19 protein-coding genes are annotated in these 15911 nt (G+C 69.2%); 14 read left to right on the top strand and 5 right to left on the bottom strand.

Going from position 1 to position 15911, the window contains the following annotated elements:
- Position 1 precedes the first annotated feature (1 nt).
- From I7X39_RS06220 to dut, 11 genes are read left to right on the top strand one after another with little or no spacing between them, the layout of a single operon-like run.
- Positions 2-1114, top strand: a complete 1113-nt coding sequence (locus I7X39_RS06220) for an ABC transporter permease (RefSeq protein WP_198110107.1) — start codon at positions 2-4, stop codon at positions 1112-1114.
- Positions 1107-2090 (top strand): ABC transporter permease, encoded by a 984-nt coding sequence (locus I7X39_RS06215; RefSeq protein ID WP_198110106.1) that lies wholly within the window; start codon positions 1107-1109, stop codon positions 2088-2090. The genes I7X39_RS06220 and I7X39_RS06215 overlap by 8 nt, the downstream gene beginning before the upstream one ends.
- Positions 2090-2500, top strand: a complete 411-nt coding sequence (gene cdd, locus I7X39_RS06210) for a cytidine deaminase (protein ID WP_198110105.1) — start codon at positions 2090-2092, stop codon at positions 2498-2500. The genes I7X39_RS06215 and cdd overlap by 1 nt, the downstream gene beginning before the upstream one ends.
- Positions 2501-2510: 10 nt before the next feature.
- Complete coding sequence (locus I7X39_RS06205; RefSeq protein ID WP_232351749.1) at positions 2511-3368, top strand: purine-nucleoside phosphorylase; 858 nt, start codon at positions 2511-2513, stop codon at positions 3366-3368.
- Entirely contained in the window at positions 3365-4123 is a 759-nt protein-coding gene (deoC, locus tag I7X39_RS06200) for a deoxyribose-phosphate aldolase (protein WP_198110104.1), read from the top strand. The genes I7X39_RS06205 and deoC overlap by 4 nt, the downstream gene beginning before the upstream one ends.
- 1 nt (position 4124) lies before the next feature.
- The gene (deoA, locus tag I7X39_RS06195; protein ID WP_198110103.1) at positions 4125-5435 is read left to right on the top strand and encodes a thymidine phosphorylase; all 1311 of its coding nucleotides are present in this window, start codon (positions 4125-4127) and stop codon (positions 5433-5435) included.
- Positions 5375-6127: a tRNA (guanosine(46)-N7)-methyltransferase TrmB gene (gene trmB, locus I7X39_RS06190; protein ID WP_232351787.1), complete on the top strand. Its 753-nt coding sequence runs from the start codon at positions 5375-5377 to the stop codon at positions 6125-6127. The genes deoA and trmB overlap by 61 nt, the downstream gene beginning before the upstream one ends.
- 30 nt (positions 6128-6157) lie before the next feature.
- Positions 6158-7207, top strand: coding sequence for a histone deacetylase family protein (locus I7X39_RS06185; RefSeq protein ID WP_198110101.1), 1050 nt, complete (start codon positions 6158-6160; stop codon positions 7205-7207).
- A 2-nt stretch (positions 7208-7209) separates the two neighbouring features.
- Positions 7210-7608 (top strand): hypothetical protein, encoded by a 399-nt coding sequence (locus tag I7X39_RS06180; RefSeq protein WP_198110100.1) that lies wholly within the window; start codon positions 7210-7212, stop codon positions 7606-7608.
- Positions 7605-8819, top strand: coding sequence for a bifunctional phosphopantothenoylcysteine decarboxylase/phosphopantothenate--cysteine ligase CoaBC (gene coaBC, locus I7X39_RS06175; protein WP_198110099.1), 1215 nt, complete (start codon positions 7605-7607; stop codon positions 8817-8819). The genes I7X39_RS06180 and coaBC overlap by 4 nt, the downstream gene beginning before the upstream one ends.
- On the top strand, positions 8819-9268 hold the full coding sequence (dut, locus tag I7X39_RS06170; protein WP_198110098.1) for a dUTP diphosphatase: 450 nt from the start codon (positions 8819-8821) through the stop codon (positions 9266-9268). The genes coaBC and dut overlap by 1 nt, the downstream gene beginning before the upstream one ends.
- Here the strand turns inward: dut and I7X39_RS06165 are convergent.
- On the bottom strand, positions 9265-9831 hold the full coding sequence (locus I7X39_RS06165) for an FKBP-type peptidyl-prolyl cis-trans isomerase (protein ID WP_375140744.1): 567 nt from the start codon (positions 9829-9831) through the stop codon (positions 9265-9267). The two genes, dut and I7X39_RS06165, sit on opposite strands and share 4 nt — an antisense overlap.
- Here I7X39_RS06165 and I7X39_RS06160 point away from each other — a divergent pair.
- The 3 genes from I7X39_RS06160 (at position 9826) to I7X39_RS23130 (ending at position 11852) form a co-directional block, all read left to right on the top strand.
- The gene (locus tag I7X39_RS06160) at positions 9826-10959 is read left to right on the top strand and encodes a JmjC domain-containing protein (RefSeq protein ID WP_198110097.1); all 1134 of its coding nucleotides are present in this window, start codon (positions 9826-9828) and stop codon (positions 10957-10959) included. The two genes, I7X39_RS06165 and I7X39_RS06160, sit on opposite strands and share 6 nt — an antisense overlap.
- Positions 10959-11468 (top strand): hypothetical protein, encoded by a 510-nt coding sequence (locus I7X39_RS06155; RefSeq protein WP_198110096.1) that lies wholly within the window; start codon positions 10959-10961, stop codon positions 11466-11468. Before I7X39_RS06160 ends, I7X39_RS06155 begins: the two co-directional genes overlap by 1 nt.
- A gap of 177 nt (positions 11469-11645) precedes the next feature.
- Positions 11646-11852 carry a hypothetical protein gene (locus tag I7X39_RS23130; protein WP_232351748.1) on the top strand — a complete coding sequence of 69 codons (207 nt, stop codon included), beginning with the start codon at positions 11646-11648 and terminating at the stop codon, positions 11850-11852.
- A gap of 139 nt (positions 11853-11991) precedes the next feature.
- On the opposite strand, the gene bamC is transcribed toward I7X39_RS23130, so the two are convergent.
- The 4 genes from bamC to I7X39_RS06135 all read right to left on the bottom strand — a co-directional run bounded on the left by bamC (position 11992) and on the right by I7X39_RS06135 (position 15890).
- Complete coding sequence (bamC, locus tag I7X39_RS06150; RefSeq protein ID WP_198110095.1) at positions 11992-13116, bottom strand: NlpB/DapX family lipoprotein; 1125 nt, start codon at positions 13114-13116, stop codon at positions 11992-11994.
- A 33-nt stretch (positions 13117-13149) separates the two neighbouring features.
- Positions 13150-14031: a 4-hydroxy-tetrahydrodipicolinate synthase gene (dapA, locus tag I7X39_RS06145; RefSeq protein ID WP_198110094.1), complete on the bottom strand. Its 882-nt coding sequence runs from the start codon at positions 14029-14031 to the stop codon at positions 13150-13152.
- The gene (locus I7X39_RS06140) at positions 14028-14531 is read right to left on the bottom strand and encodes a class I SAM-dependent methyltransferase (protein ID WP_198110093.1); all 504 of its coding nucleotides are present in this window, start codon (positions 14529-14531) and stop codon (positions 14028-14030) included. Before I7X39_RS06140 ends, dapA begins: the two co-directional genes overlap by 4 nt.
- A gap of 156 nt (positions 14532-14687) precedes the next feature.
- Positions 14688-15890: an MFS transporter gene (locus I7X39_RS06135; protein WP_198110092.1), complete on the bottom strand. Its 1203-nt coding sequence runs from the start codon at positions 15888-15890 to the stop codon at positions 14688-14690.
- Between the last annotated feature and the right edge of the window lie 21 nt (positions 15891-15911).

Below are 15911 nucleotides of genomic sequence, written 5' to 3'. Positions count from 1 at the left end.
GATGAGTGCACCTGTCAACATGCCGCGCTGGATCGAGCTCGGCGTCCTGCCCCTTTGGAACCTGCTGGTGGCCCTTGCCGTCGCGGCCCTGGTGGTCAAGGTCATCGGCCACAGCCCGCTGCAGGCCTTTGACGTGCTGGTGAACGGCGCGCTGGGCAGCCCGCGCGGCCTGGGCTACACGCTGTACTACGCCACCACCTTCATCTTCACCGGCCTGGCGGTGGCGGTGGCCATCCATGGCGGGCTGTTCAACATCGGTGCCGAGGGCCAGGCCACCTTTGCCGGCTTGGGTGTGGCGCTGGCGGCGCTCTATCTGGGCGCCAGCCTGCCGGCCTGGTTGCTGCTGCCCCTGGTGGTGCTGGGGGCGGGCCTGTTCGGCGCGGCCTGGGGCCTGGTGCCGGGCTATCTGCAGGCCTGGCGCGGCAGCCACATCGTCATCACGACGATCATGTTCAACTTCATTGCGGCTAGTTTGAACGTGTACTTGCTGGTGAACGCGCTGCGCGTGGGCGGCGGTTCGATGGTGGTGGAGAGCGAGCCCTTCCCGGAGGCCGCCCGCATGCCGGCGCTGCACGAATGGGCGGCCAAGCTGGGCTACGAGCTGCCCAGCTCGCCGCTGAACGCGGCCTCGCTGCTGGCGGTGGCGGCCTGCTTCTTCGTCGCCTGGTTCCTGTGGCGCAGCCGCGCCGGTTACGCGTTGCGGGCGGTGGGCAGCGCGCCCCGCGCGGCGCAGTTCGCCGGCCTGAACCCCAAGGCCCAGGTTCTGGTGGGCATGGGCCTTTCCGGCGCCCTGGCGGGCCTGGTGGCGGTGAATGAACTGTCGGGCGTGCAGGGCAAGCTCACGTTGGACTTCGTGGCCGGCGCCGGCTTCACCGGCATCGCGGTCAGCCTGATGGGCCGCAACCACCCCTTCGGCATCGTGCTGGCGGCGCTGCTGTTTGGCGTGCTCTACCAGGGCGGGGTGGAAGTGGCCTTCGAGCTGCCGGGCTTCTCGCGCGAGATGGTGGTGACGGTGCAGGGCCTGATCGTGCTCTTTGCCGGCGCCATGGCCACGGTGAGTGCGCCGCTGTTCGCCAAACTCTATGGGATGGTCAAGGGGGCGAACCGTGGATGAGTTGGTCCTGATCGGCTCGGTGCTGGGCTCGACCCTGCGCCTGACCGCCCCCCTGCTGCTGGTGGCCCTGGCGGGCCTGATCAGCGAGCGCGCCGGCGTCATCGACCTCGGGCTCGAGGGCAAGATGCTGGCGGCCGCCTTTGCGGCCGCGGCTGCGGCTGCGGCCAGCCAGTCGGTGCTGGTCGGCCTGGCTGCGGCCATCGGCGTGGCGGCGGCAATGGCGCTGATCCATGGCTTCGCCTGCATCAGCCACCGCGGCGACCAGGTGGTTTCCGGCGTGGCCCTGAACATGGTGGCAGCGGGCCTGACGGTGGTGCTGGGCATCGCCTGGTTCAAGACCGGCGGCCAGACGCCCACGCTGCCGGCCGAGCTGCGCATCACGGCCCTGGCGCCCGCGCTGGCCGAGCCGGCCGCCGCCGCGCAGGCCCATGGAGGCTTGCTCGGTGGTCTGCTGGGCCATGCCTTCTTCAGCCACAACCTGCTCGTCTACGCCGCCTTCGGCGCCGTGTTGGCGGTCTGGTTCCTGCTGGAACGCACGCGCCTGGGCCTGAGATTGCGCGCCGTGGGCGAGAACCCCGCCATGGTGGATGCCGCCGGGGTCTCGGTGCCGATGCTGCGCTACACCGCGCTGATGATCGGCGCCCTGCTGTGCGGCCTGGCCGGGGCCTACCTCTCGATGGCACAGAACGCCAACTTCAGCCCCAACATGACGGCCGGGCGCGGCTACATCGCGCTGGCCGCGATGATCTTTGGTCGCTGGAAGCCCATCCCCACGCTGTTCGCCTGCCTGCTGTTCGGCCTGCTGGACGCGCTGGCCATCCAGCTGCAGGGTGTGGCCTTGCCTGGCATCGGCGAGATCCCGGTGCAGGCCATCCAGGCCTTGCCCTATGTGCTGACGGTGGTGCTGCTGGCCGGCTTCATTGGCCAGGCCATCGCGCCGAAGGCGCTGGGCCGGCCTTACATCAAGGAGCGCTGATGCTGAGCGCTGCTCTGAAGACCGAAATGCTCGCCGTCGCCCGCGCCGCGCGCGCGGCGGCCTACGCGCCGTATTCGAACTACTTCGTCGGCGCCGCGGTCCTGGGCGATGACGGGCGGATCTTTGGCGGCTGCAATGTCGAGAACGCCGCCTTCCCCGAGGGCGTGTGCGCCGAGGCCGGCGCGCTGTCGGCCATGGTGCTGGCGGGCGTGCGCAAGGCCCAGGCCGTGCTGGTGGTGGGGGCGGGCAGCCACCTCATCACCCCCTGCGGCGGCTGCCGCCAGAAGCTGCGCGAGTTTGCGCAGCCCGATTCCTTCCAGGTCCTGGCCGTCAACGAGGACGGCCAAGAACAGCAATGGACCCTGGCCGAGCTGTTGCCGCACAGCTTCGGCCCCGAACATTTTTCCTAAGGACAAGACCATGAGCAGTCCCTATCTCCAGGGCGAAGCCCTGGCTTCCGCCATTGCGCAATCCGCCGCCAAGCTGAAGGCGGTGTTCGGCGAGGCGCCGGCGATCGCCGTCGTGCTGGGCTCGGGCTGGTCCGGTGCCAGCGAGCAATTGCAGAACCCCCAGCGCCTCAGCTACGCCGATCTGCCCGGCTGGCCCCTGCCCAAGGTGGAAGGCCATGTGAACGAGGTGGTGGTCGGCACGACGGCCGGTGGCCAGCGCGTGGCCATGCTGCGTGGCCGCGCGCATACCTACGAGAGCGGCGACTGCACCGGCATGGCCGCGCCCATCCGCAGCCTCAAAGCCTGGGGCGTGCAGGTGCTGCTCTCCACCAATGCCTCGGGCTCGCTGCGCCAGCACCAGCCGCCGGGCAGCCTGATGCTGATTGCCGACCACATCAACGCGCCGCAGCGCTCGCCGCTGGTGGGCCTGAGTGGCAGCGACCGCTTTTGCGACATGAGTACCGCCTACGACCTGGAACTGCGCCAGGCGGCCAAGGCCTTGGCCCAGGAAGTGGACCAGCGCCTGTGCGAGGGCGTGTACTGCTGGGCCCTGGGCCCGCAGTTCGAGACCCCGGCCGAGATCCGCATGTTTGCCGCCTGGGGGGCGGACGCGGTCGGCATGTCCACCGTGCCCGACACCATCCTGGCCCGCCACGCCGGCCTGCGCGTGATGGGCCTGGCGCTCATCACCAACATGGCCGCCGGCCTCTCGGCCGAGGCGCTGACGCATGAGCTGACCCTGCGCGAAGCCAAGGAAAGTGGCGAGCGTGCCTCGAAGTTCCTGGGCCAGTTGCTGGACCGCTTGATGAAGCTGAGTTCCTTGCAATGAGCGCCAAAGACACGGCACGCACCCTGCTGCGCTGCCTGGACCTGACCAGCCTGAACGACGGCGACACGGCCGAGAGCACCGCGGCCCTGTGCGCCAAGGCCCAGACCGCCCATGGCCCGGTGGCCGCGGTGTGCGTGTGGCCGCGCTTCGTCACGCAGGCGCGCGCCGCGCTGCCGCCCGCCATCCGCGTCGCCGCGGTGGCCAACTTCCCCGAGGGTGCGCTTGATCTGCCGCGCGCCCTGGCCGACATCGAGGCCATCGCCCAGGCCGGCGCGCAGGAAATCGATGTGGTGCTGCCCTGGCGTGCGCTCAAGGCCGGCCAGGTGCAAGAAGTGGCCGAGTTCCTGGCCGAAGTGCGCCACGCCAGCCGGCCGCTGACGCTCAAGGTCATCATCGAGTCGGGCGAGCTGAAGGACGAGGCGCTGATCCGCCGCGCCACCCAGCTGAGCCTGAATGCTGGGGCGGACTTCATCAAGACCAGCACCGGCAAGACCGCGGTCTCGGCCACGCCCGAGGCAGCGCGCGCGATGCTGGACGAGATCGCCCACAGCGGCTTCTCGGCCGCCGGCTTCAAGGCCTCGGGCGGCATCCGCACCGTGGCGCAGGGGGCTGACTACCTGGAGCTGGTGCGCGCCAGCCTGGGGGAGGGCGGGCTGAACCCGCAGCGCCTGCGCTTCGGCGCGTCCGGCCTGCTGGACGACATCCTGGCCGTGCTGGATGGCAAGGTGGGCACGGCCTTGAAAGAAGGGTATTGAGATGCTGGCCCAGGAAATCATCCGCACCAAGCGCAACGGCGGCACGCTGAGCACCGCGCAGATCCAATCCTTCGTCAAGGGTTTGACCGACGAGAGCTGGAGCGAAGGCCAGGTGGCCGCGCTCGGCATGGCCGTGTTCCTGAAGGGCATGAACCGCGACGAGGCGGTGGCGCTGACGCTGGCGATGCGCGACTCCGGCCGAGTGATGCACTGGCCCGACATGCCCGGCCCGGTGGTCGACAAGCATTCCACCGGCGGCGTGGGCGACAAGATCAGCCTGATGCTGGCGCCGATGGTGGCCGCCTGCGGCGGCTATGTGCCCATGATTGCCGGGCGGGGCCTCGGCCACACCGGCGGCACGGTGGACAAGCTCGAGGCCATCCCCGGCTACCAGACTCGGCCCGATGCCGCGCTGTTCGACGCCACGGTGCGCCGTCTCGGCTGCGCCATCATTGGCCAGACGGCCGACCTCGCGCCGGCCGACAAGCGCTTCTATGCCACGCGGGACGTGACCGCCACGGTCGAGTCGGTGCCGCTGATCACCGCTTCCATCCTGAGCAAGAAGCTCGCCGCCGGCCTGCAGGGCCTGGCCATGGACGTGAAGTACGGCAGCGGCGCCTTCTGCGATTCCCTGGGCATGGCGCGCGAACTGGCCGAAAGCATCGTCGCCGTGGGCAATGGCGCCGGCATGAAGACTCGCGCGCTCATCACCGACATGAACGAAGTGCTGGGTCTTTCTGCCGGCAATGCCGTCGAGGTGCTGGAGGCGGTCAACTACTTGCGCGGCCTGAACGTCGAGCCGCGCCAGCACGAGATCACCCTGGCCCTGTGCAGCCAGATGCTCCTGCTGGGTGGCCTGGCCCGCACCGAGGCGGAGGCGCGCACCAAGCTGCAGGCTGCGCTGGACAGCGGCGCCGCCGCCGAGCGCTTCGGCCAGATGGTCGCCGCCCTGGGCGGCCCCACCGACCTGATGGAGCACCCCGAGAAGCATCTGCAGCTGGCGCCCGTCAAGAAGCCCGTGCCTTGCCCGCGCGCCGGCGTGCTGGCCGCACAGGACACCCGGGCCATCGGCATCGCCGTCATCGAGCTGGGCGGCGGCCGCCGCCTGGCCAGCGATGCCATCAACCACCGCGTCGGCTTCTCGGCCGTGCGCCCGCTGGCGCGCCTGATCGACGAGTTCGAGCCCCTGGCCTACGTGCACGCGATGGACGAGGCCTCGGCCGACCGCGCCATTGCCGCCTACCAGGCCGCCTGTGTCATCCACGAGCGCCCCGAACCCGCCACGCCCTTGATCGCCGAGGTCATCGGATGAGCGAGGAGCAGAACAACAAGCCGGTGCACGAGCGCCGCATCAAGAGCTTCGTCAAGCGCGGCGGCCGCATGGGCACGGGCCAGATCAAGGCCCTGCAGGAGCTGGCGCCCAAGTACGTGCTGCCCTACAGCCCGCAGGCGCCCGACTGGGACGCGGTGTTCGGCCGCCAGGCCCCGCGCGTGCTGGAGATCGGCTTCGGCATGGGCGACGCAACCGCCAAGATTGCCGCCACCCTGCCGCAGTTCGATTTCATCGGCTGCGAGGTGCACGAGGCCGGTGTGGGGGCGCTGCTGCAACGCATCGAAGAGGGCCAGCTGACCAATCTGCGCATCGTCCAGCACGACGCCGTGGAGGTGCTGGCCACGATGATCCCGAAGGCCAGCCTGCAGGGCGTGCACCTGTTCTTCCCCGACCCCTGGCACAAGAAGCGCCACCACAAGCGTCGCCTGGTGCAGCCGGCCTTCATGGCCGAGCTGGTGCAGTACATCCAGCCCGGTGGCTACTTCCACGCCGCGACCGACTGGGAACCCTATGCCCAGCAGATGCTCGAGGTGCTGAGCGCCGAACCGGCGCTGCAGAACTCGGCCCTGGGCTTTGCGCCCAAGCCCGCGTACCGGCCGCTGACCAAGTTCGAGGCGCGCGGCCTGCGCCTCGGTCATGGCGTGTGGGATCTGGTGTTCCAGCGGCGTTGACGGGGTGAGGCCCCGCACAATGCGCGGGCCATGCTGAGCTTCTTCTCCCTCACCCACGCCGAGCACGCACCCAGCCACGAGTTCTTCCGTGGCCAGTTGGTGCCCTGCCACGAAACCCCGGCGCGCGCCGAGCAGGTGCACCAGGCCCTGCAGGCCGCCGGGCACCGCATCGAAACCACAGGCTTCCCGGACAGCCGCGCGCTGCTCGGCCAGGTGCATGCCGAGCGCTACCTGCGTTTTTTGCAAGGCGCCTGGGCCGATTGGCTGGCCCGCGACCCTGCCAACGCTGCGCGCCAACCCTGGCCCTCGACCTGGCCGGTGCGCACCCTGCGCAGCGACCTCGAACCGCGCGAGTTCAGTGCCCGCCTCGGGCTCTACAGCTTTGACAACGGCACGCCGCTGAGCGCCGGCAGCTGGGCCGCCGCCAAGGCCGGTTGTGACGCCGCGCTGGCCGGTGCGCAGGCCCTGGCCGGTGGCGCGCGCGCCGCCTTCGTGGCCAGCCGCCCGCCCGGTCACCATGCCGGGCCGGATTTCATGGGCGGCTACTGCTTCCTCAATCAGGCCGCCGTGGCTGCCCAGGCCTTGCGCGCCCAGGGCCACGCGCGCGTGGCGGTGCTGGACGTGGACTACCACCACGGCAATGGCACGCAGGCGATCTTCTACGCGCGCTCCGATGTGTTCTTCGCCAGCCTGCATGGCGACCCCAGCACCGAGTACCCCTTCTTTCTCGGCCACGCTGATGAAGAAGGCGAGGGCGAGGGCCGGGGCTTCAACCTGAACCTGCCCCTGCCGGCCGGCACCCCCGCCGAGCGCTGGTTCGCCGCGCTGGAGCAGGCCTGCGCCCGCTTGCAGGCCTTGAATGCGAGCGCGCTGGTGGTGTCGCTGGGCTTGGATACCTTCGAGGGCGACCCCATCTCCAAGTTCAAGCTGGCACGCGCCGATTTCGGCCGCCTGGGCGCGCGCCTGGCCGGCTTGGGCCTGCCCACGCTGTTCGTGCTGGAAGGCGGCTATGCCACGGCCGATCTGGGCTTGAACGCGGTGGCCGTGCTGGACGGCTTCGAGCGCGAAGGAGGGCGTTGACGATGGGATGGCATCTGCTGGTCTGGATTCCGCTGGCCCTGCTGGGTCTGTTCTGGTCCCTGCTGTGCTGGGCCGCCAAGGGCCTGATCCACTGGGAAGGCTGGCGCAAGGGGGTGGAGATCACCCAGGAAGTGCCGCTGTTCGAGTTCCCCGAATGGCTGAAAGACCTGCTCGGCATCGGCTGGATCGAGGAGATCCAGGCCGCGCTGGTGAGCTTCTGGCCGCAGCTGCATGAGTGGCTGCTCAGCTGGCCCGATCTGGGTTCCTGGTTCACCGTGCTGCTGTGGTTCGTCTGGGGCGTGGGTGTCTTGCTGCTGCTGGGCGCGGGCGGCTTGCTGAGCCTGTTGATTGCGCTGGCCCGGCGCGCGCAGCCGCAGCGGACGGCGGGAGTGAGCGCATGAGCGATGTCTTGCAAGGCCGCCGCATCCTGCTGGCGCTTTCCGGCGGCATTGCCGGCTACAAGGTGGCGGAGCTGACGCGTCTGCTCGTCAAGGCCGGTGCGCAGGTGCAAGTCATGATGAGTGCGGCCGCCACGCAGTTCATTACCCCGGTGACGATGCAGGCGCTCTCGGGCCGACCGGTGATCCTGGACCAGTGGGACGGCGCCGCACCCAACAACATGCATCACATTAACGCCGGCCGCGAGGCCGACCTGATGCTGATCGCCCCGGCCAGTGCCGACCTGATTGCCAAGCTGGCGCAGGGCCGGGCGGATGAAATCGTCTCGCTGACCGCGCTGGCGCGGCCGATTGAGCGCTGCCCGCTGCTGGTGGCGCCGGCCATGAACCGCGAGATGTGGGCCCACCCGGCCACGCAGCGCAATGTCGACCAGATCGAAGCCGATGGCGCGCTGATCCTCGGCCCCGCGGCGGGCGATCAAGCCTGTGGCGAGATCGGCGACGGCCGCATGCTCGAACCCGAGGAGCTGTTCGAGGCCCTGGTCAACCACTTCACGCCCAAGGTGCTGGCCGGGCGCTCGGTGCTGATCACCGCCGGCCCGACCTTCGAGGCCATCGACCCGGTGCGCGGCATCACCAACCGCAGCAGCGGCAAGATGGGTTTTGCCATCGCCCAGGCCTGCGAGCGCGCCGGTGCCCGCGTGACCCTGGTGGCCGGGCCGGTGGCCCTGCCCACGCCGGCCGGGGTGGAGCGCATCGACGTGCAGTCCGCCCAAGCCATGCTGGACGCGGTGCTGCCGCGCGCCACCGGCCATGAGGTTTTCATCGCCACCGCGGCGGTGGCCGATTGGCGGCCCGCGCACTGCGCCGAGCACAAGATCAAGAAGGACGGCAGTGGCCAGACGCCGACGTTGGCCTTCACCGAGAACCCCGACATCCTGGCCACCGTGGCGGCGCTGCCCAATCCGCCTTATTGCGTGGGCTTCGCGGCCGAAAGCGAAAAGCTGCTCGAGCATGCCCAGGCCAAGCGAGCGCGCAAGCGCATCCCGCTGATCGTGGCCAACCTCGGCCCCGCCACCTTCGGCCAGGACGACAACGCCCTGCTGCTGGTGGACGCCGAAGGCGCGCGCGAACTGCCGCGCGCCCCCAAGACCGAACTGGCCACCCAATTGGTGGCCGAACTCGCCCTGCGACTGAACGCAAGAACGACCTGATGCATACCGTTGACCTGAAGATCCTCGACCCGCGCATGGCCGAAAGCCTGCCGGCCTACGCCACCCCCGGCAGCGCCGGCCTGGACCTGCGCGCCGCTCTGGCCGAGCCGCTGACGCTGCAACCCGGGCAGACTGAGCTGATTCCCACCGGCATCGCCATCCACCTGGGCGACCCGAATCTGGCCGCGCTGATCCTGCCGCGCTCGGGCCTGGGCCACAAGCACGGCATCGTGCTGGGCAACTTGGTGGGGCTGATCGATTCCGACTACCAGGGCCCGCTGATGGTCAGCGCCTGGAACCGCGGCAGTCAGGCCTTCACGATCCAGCCGATGGACCGGCTCGCGCAGTTGGTCATCGTGCCGGTGCTGCAGGCGCAGTTCCGCGTGGTGGATGACTTTGACGCCAGCCACCGCGGCGCGGGTGGCTTCGGTTCAACCGGCCACGCTTAGTGGATCGGTTCGTCCGGGGAGGCGCCCTCCAGCACCTGGACGAAACCCTCGCCCACACTGCGGGCGGCAATCTCTTCGTCGCTGGCCTCGCGCAGCGCCTGGATCTTCAGATGCAGGCGCAGGCCGATGCCAGCCAGCGGGTGGTTGCCGTCCAGCACCACATGCTCGGGGTAGAGCTCGGTGACGGTGTAGATCGCGTCGGCCGGCATGTCGGGCGTCTGTGCGCCTTCGGGCAGGCCTTCGAAGCGCATGCCGATCTCGATGTCACCAGGGAACAGATGGCGGGGCTCGAAGCAGACCAGTTCTGCCTCGTAGTCACCAAAGGCATCGGCCGGCTCCAGGGCCAGGCTGAGCTCGGCGCCGATGTACTGGCCCAGCAGGGCCTGTTCGACCTTGGGCAGCAGGTCTTCGCCGCCGACCAGGAATTCGGTCGGCTCTTCGAGGGTATCGATCAGTTCGCCTTGGGCGTCTTCGAGGCGCCAGGTCAGGCTGACGACGCAGGGGGATAGCACTTCTTCCATCGCGGCATGTTCGCACAGGGCCTTGACAATGCCCGCATGCATGCACCCTTTGACAAGCCCTGGCCCCTGCTGGGCGGCCTGAGTCCCGACCAATTCATGCGCCGCCATTGGCAGCGCAAACCCGCTGTCTTGCGCCAGGCCGCGCTGCCCTGGCTGGGCCGGCTGGACCGCCCGGAGCTGTTCGCGCTGGCCGAGCGCGAGGATGTGGAGTCCCGCCTGATCCAGGGCAATGAGACCCAGACTTGGAAGCTCTCGCATGGCCCCTTCCCGCGCCGGCGGCTGCCGGCGGTCAGCAAGCCAGGCTGGACCCTGCTGGTGCAGGGCGTGGAGGCCCTGCACCCGGCGGCACGCGAGCTGATCGACGCCTTCCGCTTCCTGCCCGAGGCGCGGCTGGACGATGTGATGGTTTCCTGGGCCAGCGACCAGGGCGGCGTGGGGCCGCACACCGACGCCTACGACGTCTTCCTCTGCCAGCTCAGCGGCCGGCGGCGCTGGCGTGTCTCGAGCCAGAAGCAGCGCGAATTGGTGGAGGGCCTGCCGGTCAAGATCCTGCGCCAGTTCGAGCCCGAGTTCGAATGGGTACTGGAGCCGGGCGACATCCTCTACCTGCCGCCCAACTGGGCGCATGACGGTGTGGCGCTGGGGGCGGACTGCGTGACCGCCTCCGTGGGCCTGCGCACGCCCTCGCGCTGGGAGCTGGCCGATGCGCTGCTGGCGCGCCTGCTCGACCCCGAGGACGAACCTGACAAGCCGCTGCAACAGCACTACACCGACGCCGGCACCGCACCGACACCGCATCCGGCCCAGATTCCCGCCGGCCTGCAGGACTTCGCGCAGGATGCCCTGCAGCGCGTGATGCAGGACCCGCAACGCCTGGCGCGTGCGCTGGGCGAGTACCTGAGCGAGCCTAAGCCCCAGCAGGTCTTTGAGCCGGGAGCGGTGGCTGCTGGGGCAGTGCGCCTGGCGCCGGCCAGTCGCATGCTTTACGACCGCTGGCATGTGTTTCTCAATGGCGAGGCCTATCGTGCGGCCGGTCAGGATTTCCGCCTGATGCGCGTCCTGGCCGACCGGCGCACACTGGCGGCCGCCGAGCGTGCGCGCCTGAGCGAGGGCGCGCAGGCCCTGGTCAATGACTGGATGGAATGGGGGTGGCTGTGCCCGACATCGTGATGAACCTTGAAGGCGAGAGTGGCCGGCTGGAAGGCTGGGTGGCAATTGAGGCCGGCCTCAAGGTCTTGCTGCTGGAGGCCTTGAACGAGGGCAACCGGCGCCTGGTCGTGCTGGACCCGGACTTCGTGCATTGGCCTTGGTCCGACGCCGCGGTGCTGGAGGCCCTGGGCCACTGGGGTCGGGGTGGGCGGCATCTGGAGATGCTGGCACCCGACTACCAGGCCTGCGCGCGTCGGCATCCGCGCTTCATGCAGTGGCGCGCCCATTACGACCATGTGCTGCGCGTTGCCGACTTCGACCCCGGCGAGGTAGGGCCGGACTGGCCCACCGGCCTGCTGGCCACCGACCATGGCCCGGTGCTGCGCCTGCTGGAGTTGGAACATGGCCGGGCGCGCTGGACGCGTGCCGGCCCCCATCTGGCGGCGGATCGGCACGCGGCGTTCGAACTGTTTGATGCAATTGCACAACGCTCTTCGCCGGCCTGGCCATTCACCCAACTCGGCCTTTAAGAAGCGGTGTTTTCCCTTCCTATAATGGCGGGCTAGGCAGCAGAGGCGCTCGAGGTTTCTGATGTCTTGCTTAGCCGGTGGGGACACCGGCTGGGTTTGGACCCCACGCCGGTTGGTGCGGGTTCCGCGAAATTACCGGTGATTTTGTTTTTCCATCCTGTCTTCTAGAGGACCCCAATGAAAAAGTCGATCCTGATGGCTTCCCTGCTGGCCGCCGTCGCCCTCGCCGCTTGCAGCAAGAAGGAAGAAGCTCCGGCTCCGGCTGCTGAGCCCGCTCCGGTTGCCGCCCCGGCTCCCGCTGCTTCGGAAATGGCTTCGGCCCCCGCAGCTGACGCTTCGGCTCCCGCCGCTGCTGAAGCTGCCTCGGCTCCCGCCAGCAACTAAGAAGCACGAGATCGCGGACCCGGCGCTTGTCGCCGGGTCGCATCAAGACAAGGGCCACCGCAAGGTGGCCTTTGTCTTTCTGGCGATTCGCAATGAAAAAGGCCGGCCCTGTCACCAGGGCCGGCCTTTGCTTGAAGCTTCAGCGCAGGTCTTGCAGCAGCAGGGCCAGGATGCGCTTGGCGTTGTCGTTGGTCTGCTGCACGCCCTGGCTGTCCTGCACGCTGACGACCGAGCCCTTGGCATCGCTCTTCACGGCCACGCGGTAGCGGCCGGTGGTCGGGCCCTTGTCGGACGAGAACAGGCGCTGCAGGAAATTGGGCTCGTCTTTGCCGGCCTGGCTCGGGTCGGCATAGCGCAGGAAGAAGAGGCCGGCGCGGCGGTCGCGGTCTTCCACGGTGAAGCCATGGCGATCAAGCGACTGGCCGACACGGCGCCAGGCCTTCTCGAAGTCGTCACCCAGCTTGATTTCGTTGGGCACCTCGCTCAGCGCCAGCTTGGCCGGATCGACGGCCGGTGCGCTGGGGGGGGTGGCTGCCGGGGCCTTGCCGGCTTCGGCCAGGGCCACCGGGGCCTTGCCGCCCAGGCGCAGCAGCAAGCGGCTGAGCATCTCGGCTTCCAGTTCGGTGTCAGCCGGGCGCGGCGTCCACACCACCTGGTCGCGCTGCGCGTTGGTGTAGACCTCGTGCATGCCGCGGTGCGTCACGGTGATCTCGGTCTTGCCGTCCACGCGCTCCAGGCGGGTGCGGAACTGGTCGCGCTCGCCGGTGGAATACAGGCCTTCCAGCACCGTGCCGATGGTGCGGCGGATGAAGTCCTTCGGCAGCTTGGCGCGGTTTTCTTTCCAGTCGGTTTCCAGCACCCCCACATCGGCCTGGTCCTTGGGCAGGTCAAAGCCCAGCTCGGTCCAGAAGGCGCGGGTCACGGGCCAGACTTCCTCGGGGCTCATGCTGGTGCGGATCAGGCGCACCGCACCAACCCGCACGATCTCGGCGCCCGGCACGCTGTTCAGCGCCACCTGGTTGGTGTTCACGGCCACGGCCGTGGGCTGGGTGGCCAGGGCGGCGGCGCTGACGCTGCCGGCCGCGCCCAGCGGGGCCTGGCGCTGCAGCTGGCTCAGATCGGGCGGAACCTCCAGGCCAGGGGTCTGCTTGGACTGGGTGCGGTAATCGACCTTGTCGTTGTTGAACAGGGGGTCGAACGAGCTGCAGCCGCCCAGCGCGGCGGCAAGGGCAAGACTCAGGGCACGGAGGGGAAAACGCGTCACGGCAGGGCAGTCCTGACTTGGGAAAGAGGCGGATTAGAGCAAATGCGCGTCGCGCATCGCCGCTTCGACGGCACTCTGGCCGGCGGGGGTGAGCGGGAGCAGGGGCAGACGCAGATTGTTCTCGATGTGGCCCAGGCGGCTCAGCGCCCATTTCGTGGGGGCCGGGCTGGGTTCACAGAAGAGCTGCTTGTGCAGGGCCAGCAACTGGAAGTGCAGCGCGGTGGCCTTGGCCACTTCACCGGCGCGGGCGACGGCACACATCTGGGCCATCAGCTTCGGCGCAACGTTGCTGGTCACGCTGACCACGCCGGCGCCGCCCATCAACATCAGGGCCAGGGCGGTCCCGTCGTCGCCGCTGTAGATGGCGAAGCCCTCGGGGGCGTGCTTGATCAGCCAGGCCGCGCGCTCGATGTTGCCGGTGGCTTCTTTGATGCCGAACACGCCCGGCAGCGCGGCGCAGCGCAGTGCAGTCTCGGGAGCCATATCGGCCACGGTGCGGCCGGGCACGTTGTAGAGCATCAGCGGCAGGTCGACGGCCTCGGTGATGGCCTTGAAGTGGGCGTAGATGCCGTCCTGGCTGGGTTTGTTGTAGTAGGGCACCACGCTCAGGTGTGCGCTGGCGCCCACCTGCTTGGCGTAGCGGGCCAGCTCGATGGCCTCGCGTGTGGCGTTGGCGCCGGTTCCGGCCAGGATGGGCACGCGGCCGGCCGCATGCTCCACCGCCACACGGATGACCTCGCAGTTTTCCTCCATGCTCACCGTGGGCGACTCGCCCGTGGTGCCGACCACGCCGATCACGTTCGTGCCTTCGGCGATGTGCCAGTCGATCAGGGAGCGCAGCTTGGCGTAATCGATCGCGCCATCGGCGTGCATGGGGGTGACGAGGGCGACGATGCTGCCGTGGATGGATTTCATGGGGCGGATTCCTGGGGAGCCGGAGATTCTAGGAGCGGCCAGACGGGCGGTGACTCATGCGGCCGCAGGTGGCGCGCGGCAACGCGCTGGATCCGGGCGCCGTTGACGATGCCGTCTTCGTAGGCCAGCACATGGAGCTTGCCCTGGCACGCAGCCAACAACTCCCCAGGCTGCAGCAGGAAATCGGGGTTGCGCGGCCGGCCCAGTAGTTCCTGGCCGACTGCGAAGGTCTCGTAGACCAGCCAGCCGCCCTCGGCCACGCTGTCGACGATGCGCGGCAGCAGCGGGCGCCAGAGGTAGTTCGTCACCAGCACGAGATCGAACTGCTCGCCATCAAGCGGCCAGGGGCCGCTTTCCAGGTCGGCGCACAGCACCCGGGCGGGTTCGGGAACCAGCAGCAGGGCCTCGGCGTCGCGGTCCACCGCAGTGACATGAAGCCCGTGCTCCAGCAACAGCCGGCTGTGGCGCCCGCCGCCGCAGGCCAGGTCCAGCGCCCTCATGCCGGCGTGCCACTGCGGCGCCCAGCGTCTTACCCAGTCAGAAGCAGCCACGAACACCCTCCGCCAGGGCCTGCATCAAGGCCGGGTCGATCCAGGCCAGCAGCACGGCGCCCAGCACCAGCAGGGCGAGCAGGCCAAACATCAGCTTGCGCAGCATCAGGCCGCCACGGGTTGGCGCTGCAGCGCCTGCTCGCGCACGGGCAGGTTGGCGAGCGCGGCGAACACGCCCAGCGCAATGGCAATCCACCAAACGACCTGGTAGCTGCCCGTCTGCTCGTACAGCAAGCCGCCCAGCCACACGCCCAGGAAGCTGCCGATCTGGTGGCTGAAGAACACCATGCCGCCCAGCATCGACAAGTGGGCCACGCCAAAGATCTGCGCCACCGTGGCATTGGTGGGCGGGATGGTGGAGAGCCACAGCAGCCCCATCACCGCCGAAAACACGTACACCGTGGCCGGGCTGATGGGCAGGGTGATGAAAGTGACGATGGCCACCGAGCGCGCGGCGTAGATGAAGGACAGGATGAAGCGCTTCGGGAAACGCTGGCCCAGCGCGCCCGCAGCGTAGGTGCCGAACACATTGAAGAGCCCGATCAGCGCCAGCGCCCAGGTGGCCACGCCGGCCGAAAGCCCCTGGTCCTTCAGATAGGCCGGCAGGTGCACGCCGATGAACACGACCTGGAAGCCGCAGACGAAGTAGCCGGCCGTCAGCCACAGGAAGCTCGGGGTGGCCACGGCCTCCTTCAGCGCAGCCAGCGCGCCTTGGCGCGGTCCGCCGGCCTGCAAGCGGGGCTCACGCAGGCCCAAGGCCAGGGGCAAGATCAAGAGCACCGCGCCGGCCAGCAGGAACAGGCTGGGCTGCCAGCCGAAGGCCTCGATCAGCCGGTGCTCGATCGGCAGCATCAGGAACTGGCCGAAGCTGCCGGCGCTGGCCGTCACGCCCATGGCCCAGCTGCGCTTGGCAGGGTCCAGCTGGCGGCCGATGACGCCGTACACCACGGCATAGGTGGTGCCCGACTGCGCCACCCCGATGAGCAGCCCCGCGGCCAGGGCGAACAGGGCGGGTGTGTTCGCCAGGCCCATGCCGGCCAAGCCCAGGGCATACAGCAGGGCCCCCGCCAGCAAGGGCTTCAGGGCCCCGACCCGGTCGGCCCAGATCCCGACCAGTGGGCCAATGGCGCCCCAGACCAGGTTCTGCAGCGCCAGGGCGAGGGCGAAGTCCTCCCGCGTCCAGCCGCGCTCCAGGGTGATGGGCTGGAGCCACAGGCCGAAGCCGTGCCGGATGCCCATCGAGAGGGTGACGATGGCGGCGCCACAGGCCAGGATCTGGGTGGCAGAAGGGTGCTTCGGGTGCGACATAGGGGGGCGATTCTGGGCGCT

The organism is Inhella proteolytica (assembly GCF_016093275.1).
Classification (GTDB): Bacteria; Pseudomonadota; Gammaproteobacteria; order Burkholderiales; family Burkholderiaceae_C; genus Inhella; species Inhella proteolytica.
Note: the sequence above shows the minus strand (reverse complement) of the source record. Positions and strands in the feature narration are given on the sequence as shown.

Excerpts from the sequence above, each read along its gene's own strand:
- coaBC (WP_198110099.1), top strand. The coding sequence starts at position 7,605 with ATGAGCGATGTCTTGCAAGGCCGCCGCATCCTGCTGGCGCTTTCCGGC.
- I7X39_RS06185 (WP_198110101.1), top strand. The coding sequence starts at position 6,158 with ATGCTGAGCTTCTTCTCCCTCACCCACGCCGAGCACGCACCCAGCCAC.
- cdd (WP_198110105.1), top strand. The coding sequence starts at position 2,090 with ATGCTGAGCGCTGCTCTGAAGACCGAAATGCTCGCCGTCGCCCGCGCC.
- I7X39_RS06135 (WP_198110092.1), bottom strand. The coding sequence starts at position 15,890 with ATGTCGCACCCGAAGCACCCTTCTGCCACCCAGATCCTGGCCTGTGGC.
- dapA (WP_198110094.1), bottom strand. The coding sequence starts at position 14,031 with ATGAAATCCATCCACGGCAGCATCGTCGCCCTCGTCACCCCCATGCAC.
- I7X39_RS06155 (WP_198110096.1), top strand. The coding sequence starts at position 10,959 with ATGAACCTTGAAGGCGAGAGTGGCCGGCTGGAAGGCTGGGTGGCAATT.
- I7X39_RS06180 (WP_198110100.1), top strand. The coding sequence starts at position 7,210 with ATGGGATGGCATCTGCTGGTCTGGATTCCGCTGGCCCTGCTGGGTCTG.
- deoA (WP_198110103.1), top strand. The coding sequence starts at position 4,125 with ATGCTGGCCCAGGAAATCATCCGCACCAAGCGCAACGGCGGCACGCTG.
- I7X39_RS06140 (WP_198110093.1), bottom strand. The coding sequence starts at position 14,531 with ATGAGGGCGCTGGACCTGGCCTGCGGCGGCGGGCGCCACAGCCGGCTG.
- I7X39_RS06220 (WP_198110107.1), top strand. The coding sequence starts at position 2 with ATGAGTGCACCTGTCAACATGCCGCGCTGGATCGAGCTCGGCGTCCTG.
- I7X39_RS06165 (WP_375140744.1), bottom strand. The coding sequence starts at position 9,831 with ATGCATGCGGGCATTGTCAAGGCCCTGTGCGAACATGCCGCGATGGAA.
- deoC (WP_198110104.1), top strand. The coding sequence starts at position 3,365 with ATGAGCGCCAAAGACACGGCACGCACCCTGCTGCGCTGCCTGGACCTG.
- I7X39_RS23130 (WP_232351748.1), top strand. The coding sequence starts at position 11,646 with ATGAAAAAGTCGATCCTGATGGCTTCCCTGCTGGCCGCCGTCGCCCTC.
- I7X39_RS06160 (WP_198110097.1), top strand. The coding sequence starts at position 9,826 with ATGCATGCACCCTTTGACAAGCCCTGGCCCCTGCTGGGCGGCCTGAGT.
- I7X39_RS06205 (WP_232351749.1), top strand. The coding sequence starts at position 2,511 with ATGAGCAGTCCCTATCTCCAGGGCGAAGCCCTGGCTTCCGCCATTGCG.
- dut (WP_198110098.1), top strand. The coding sequence starts at position 8,819 with ATGCATACCGTTGACCTGAAGATCCTCGACCCGCGCATGGCCGAAAGC.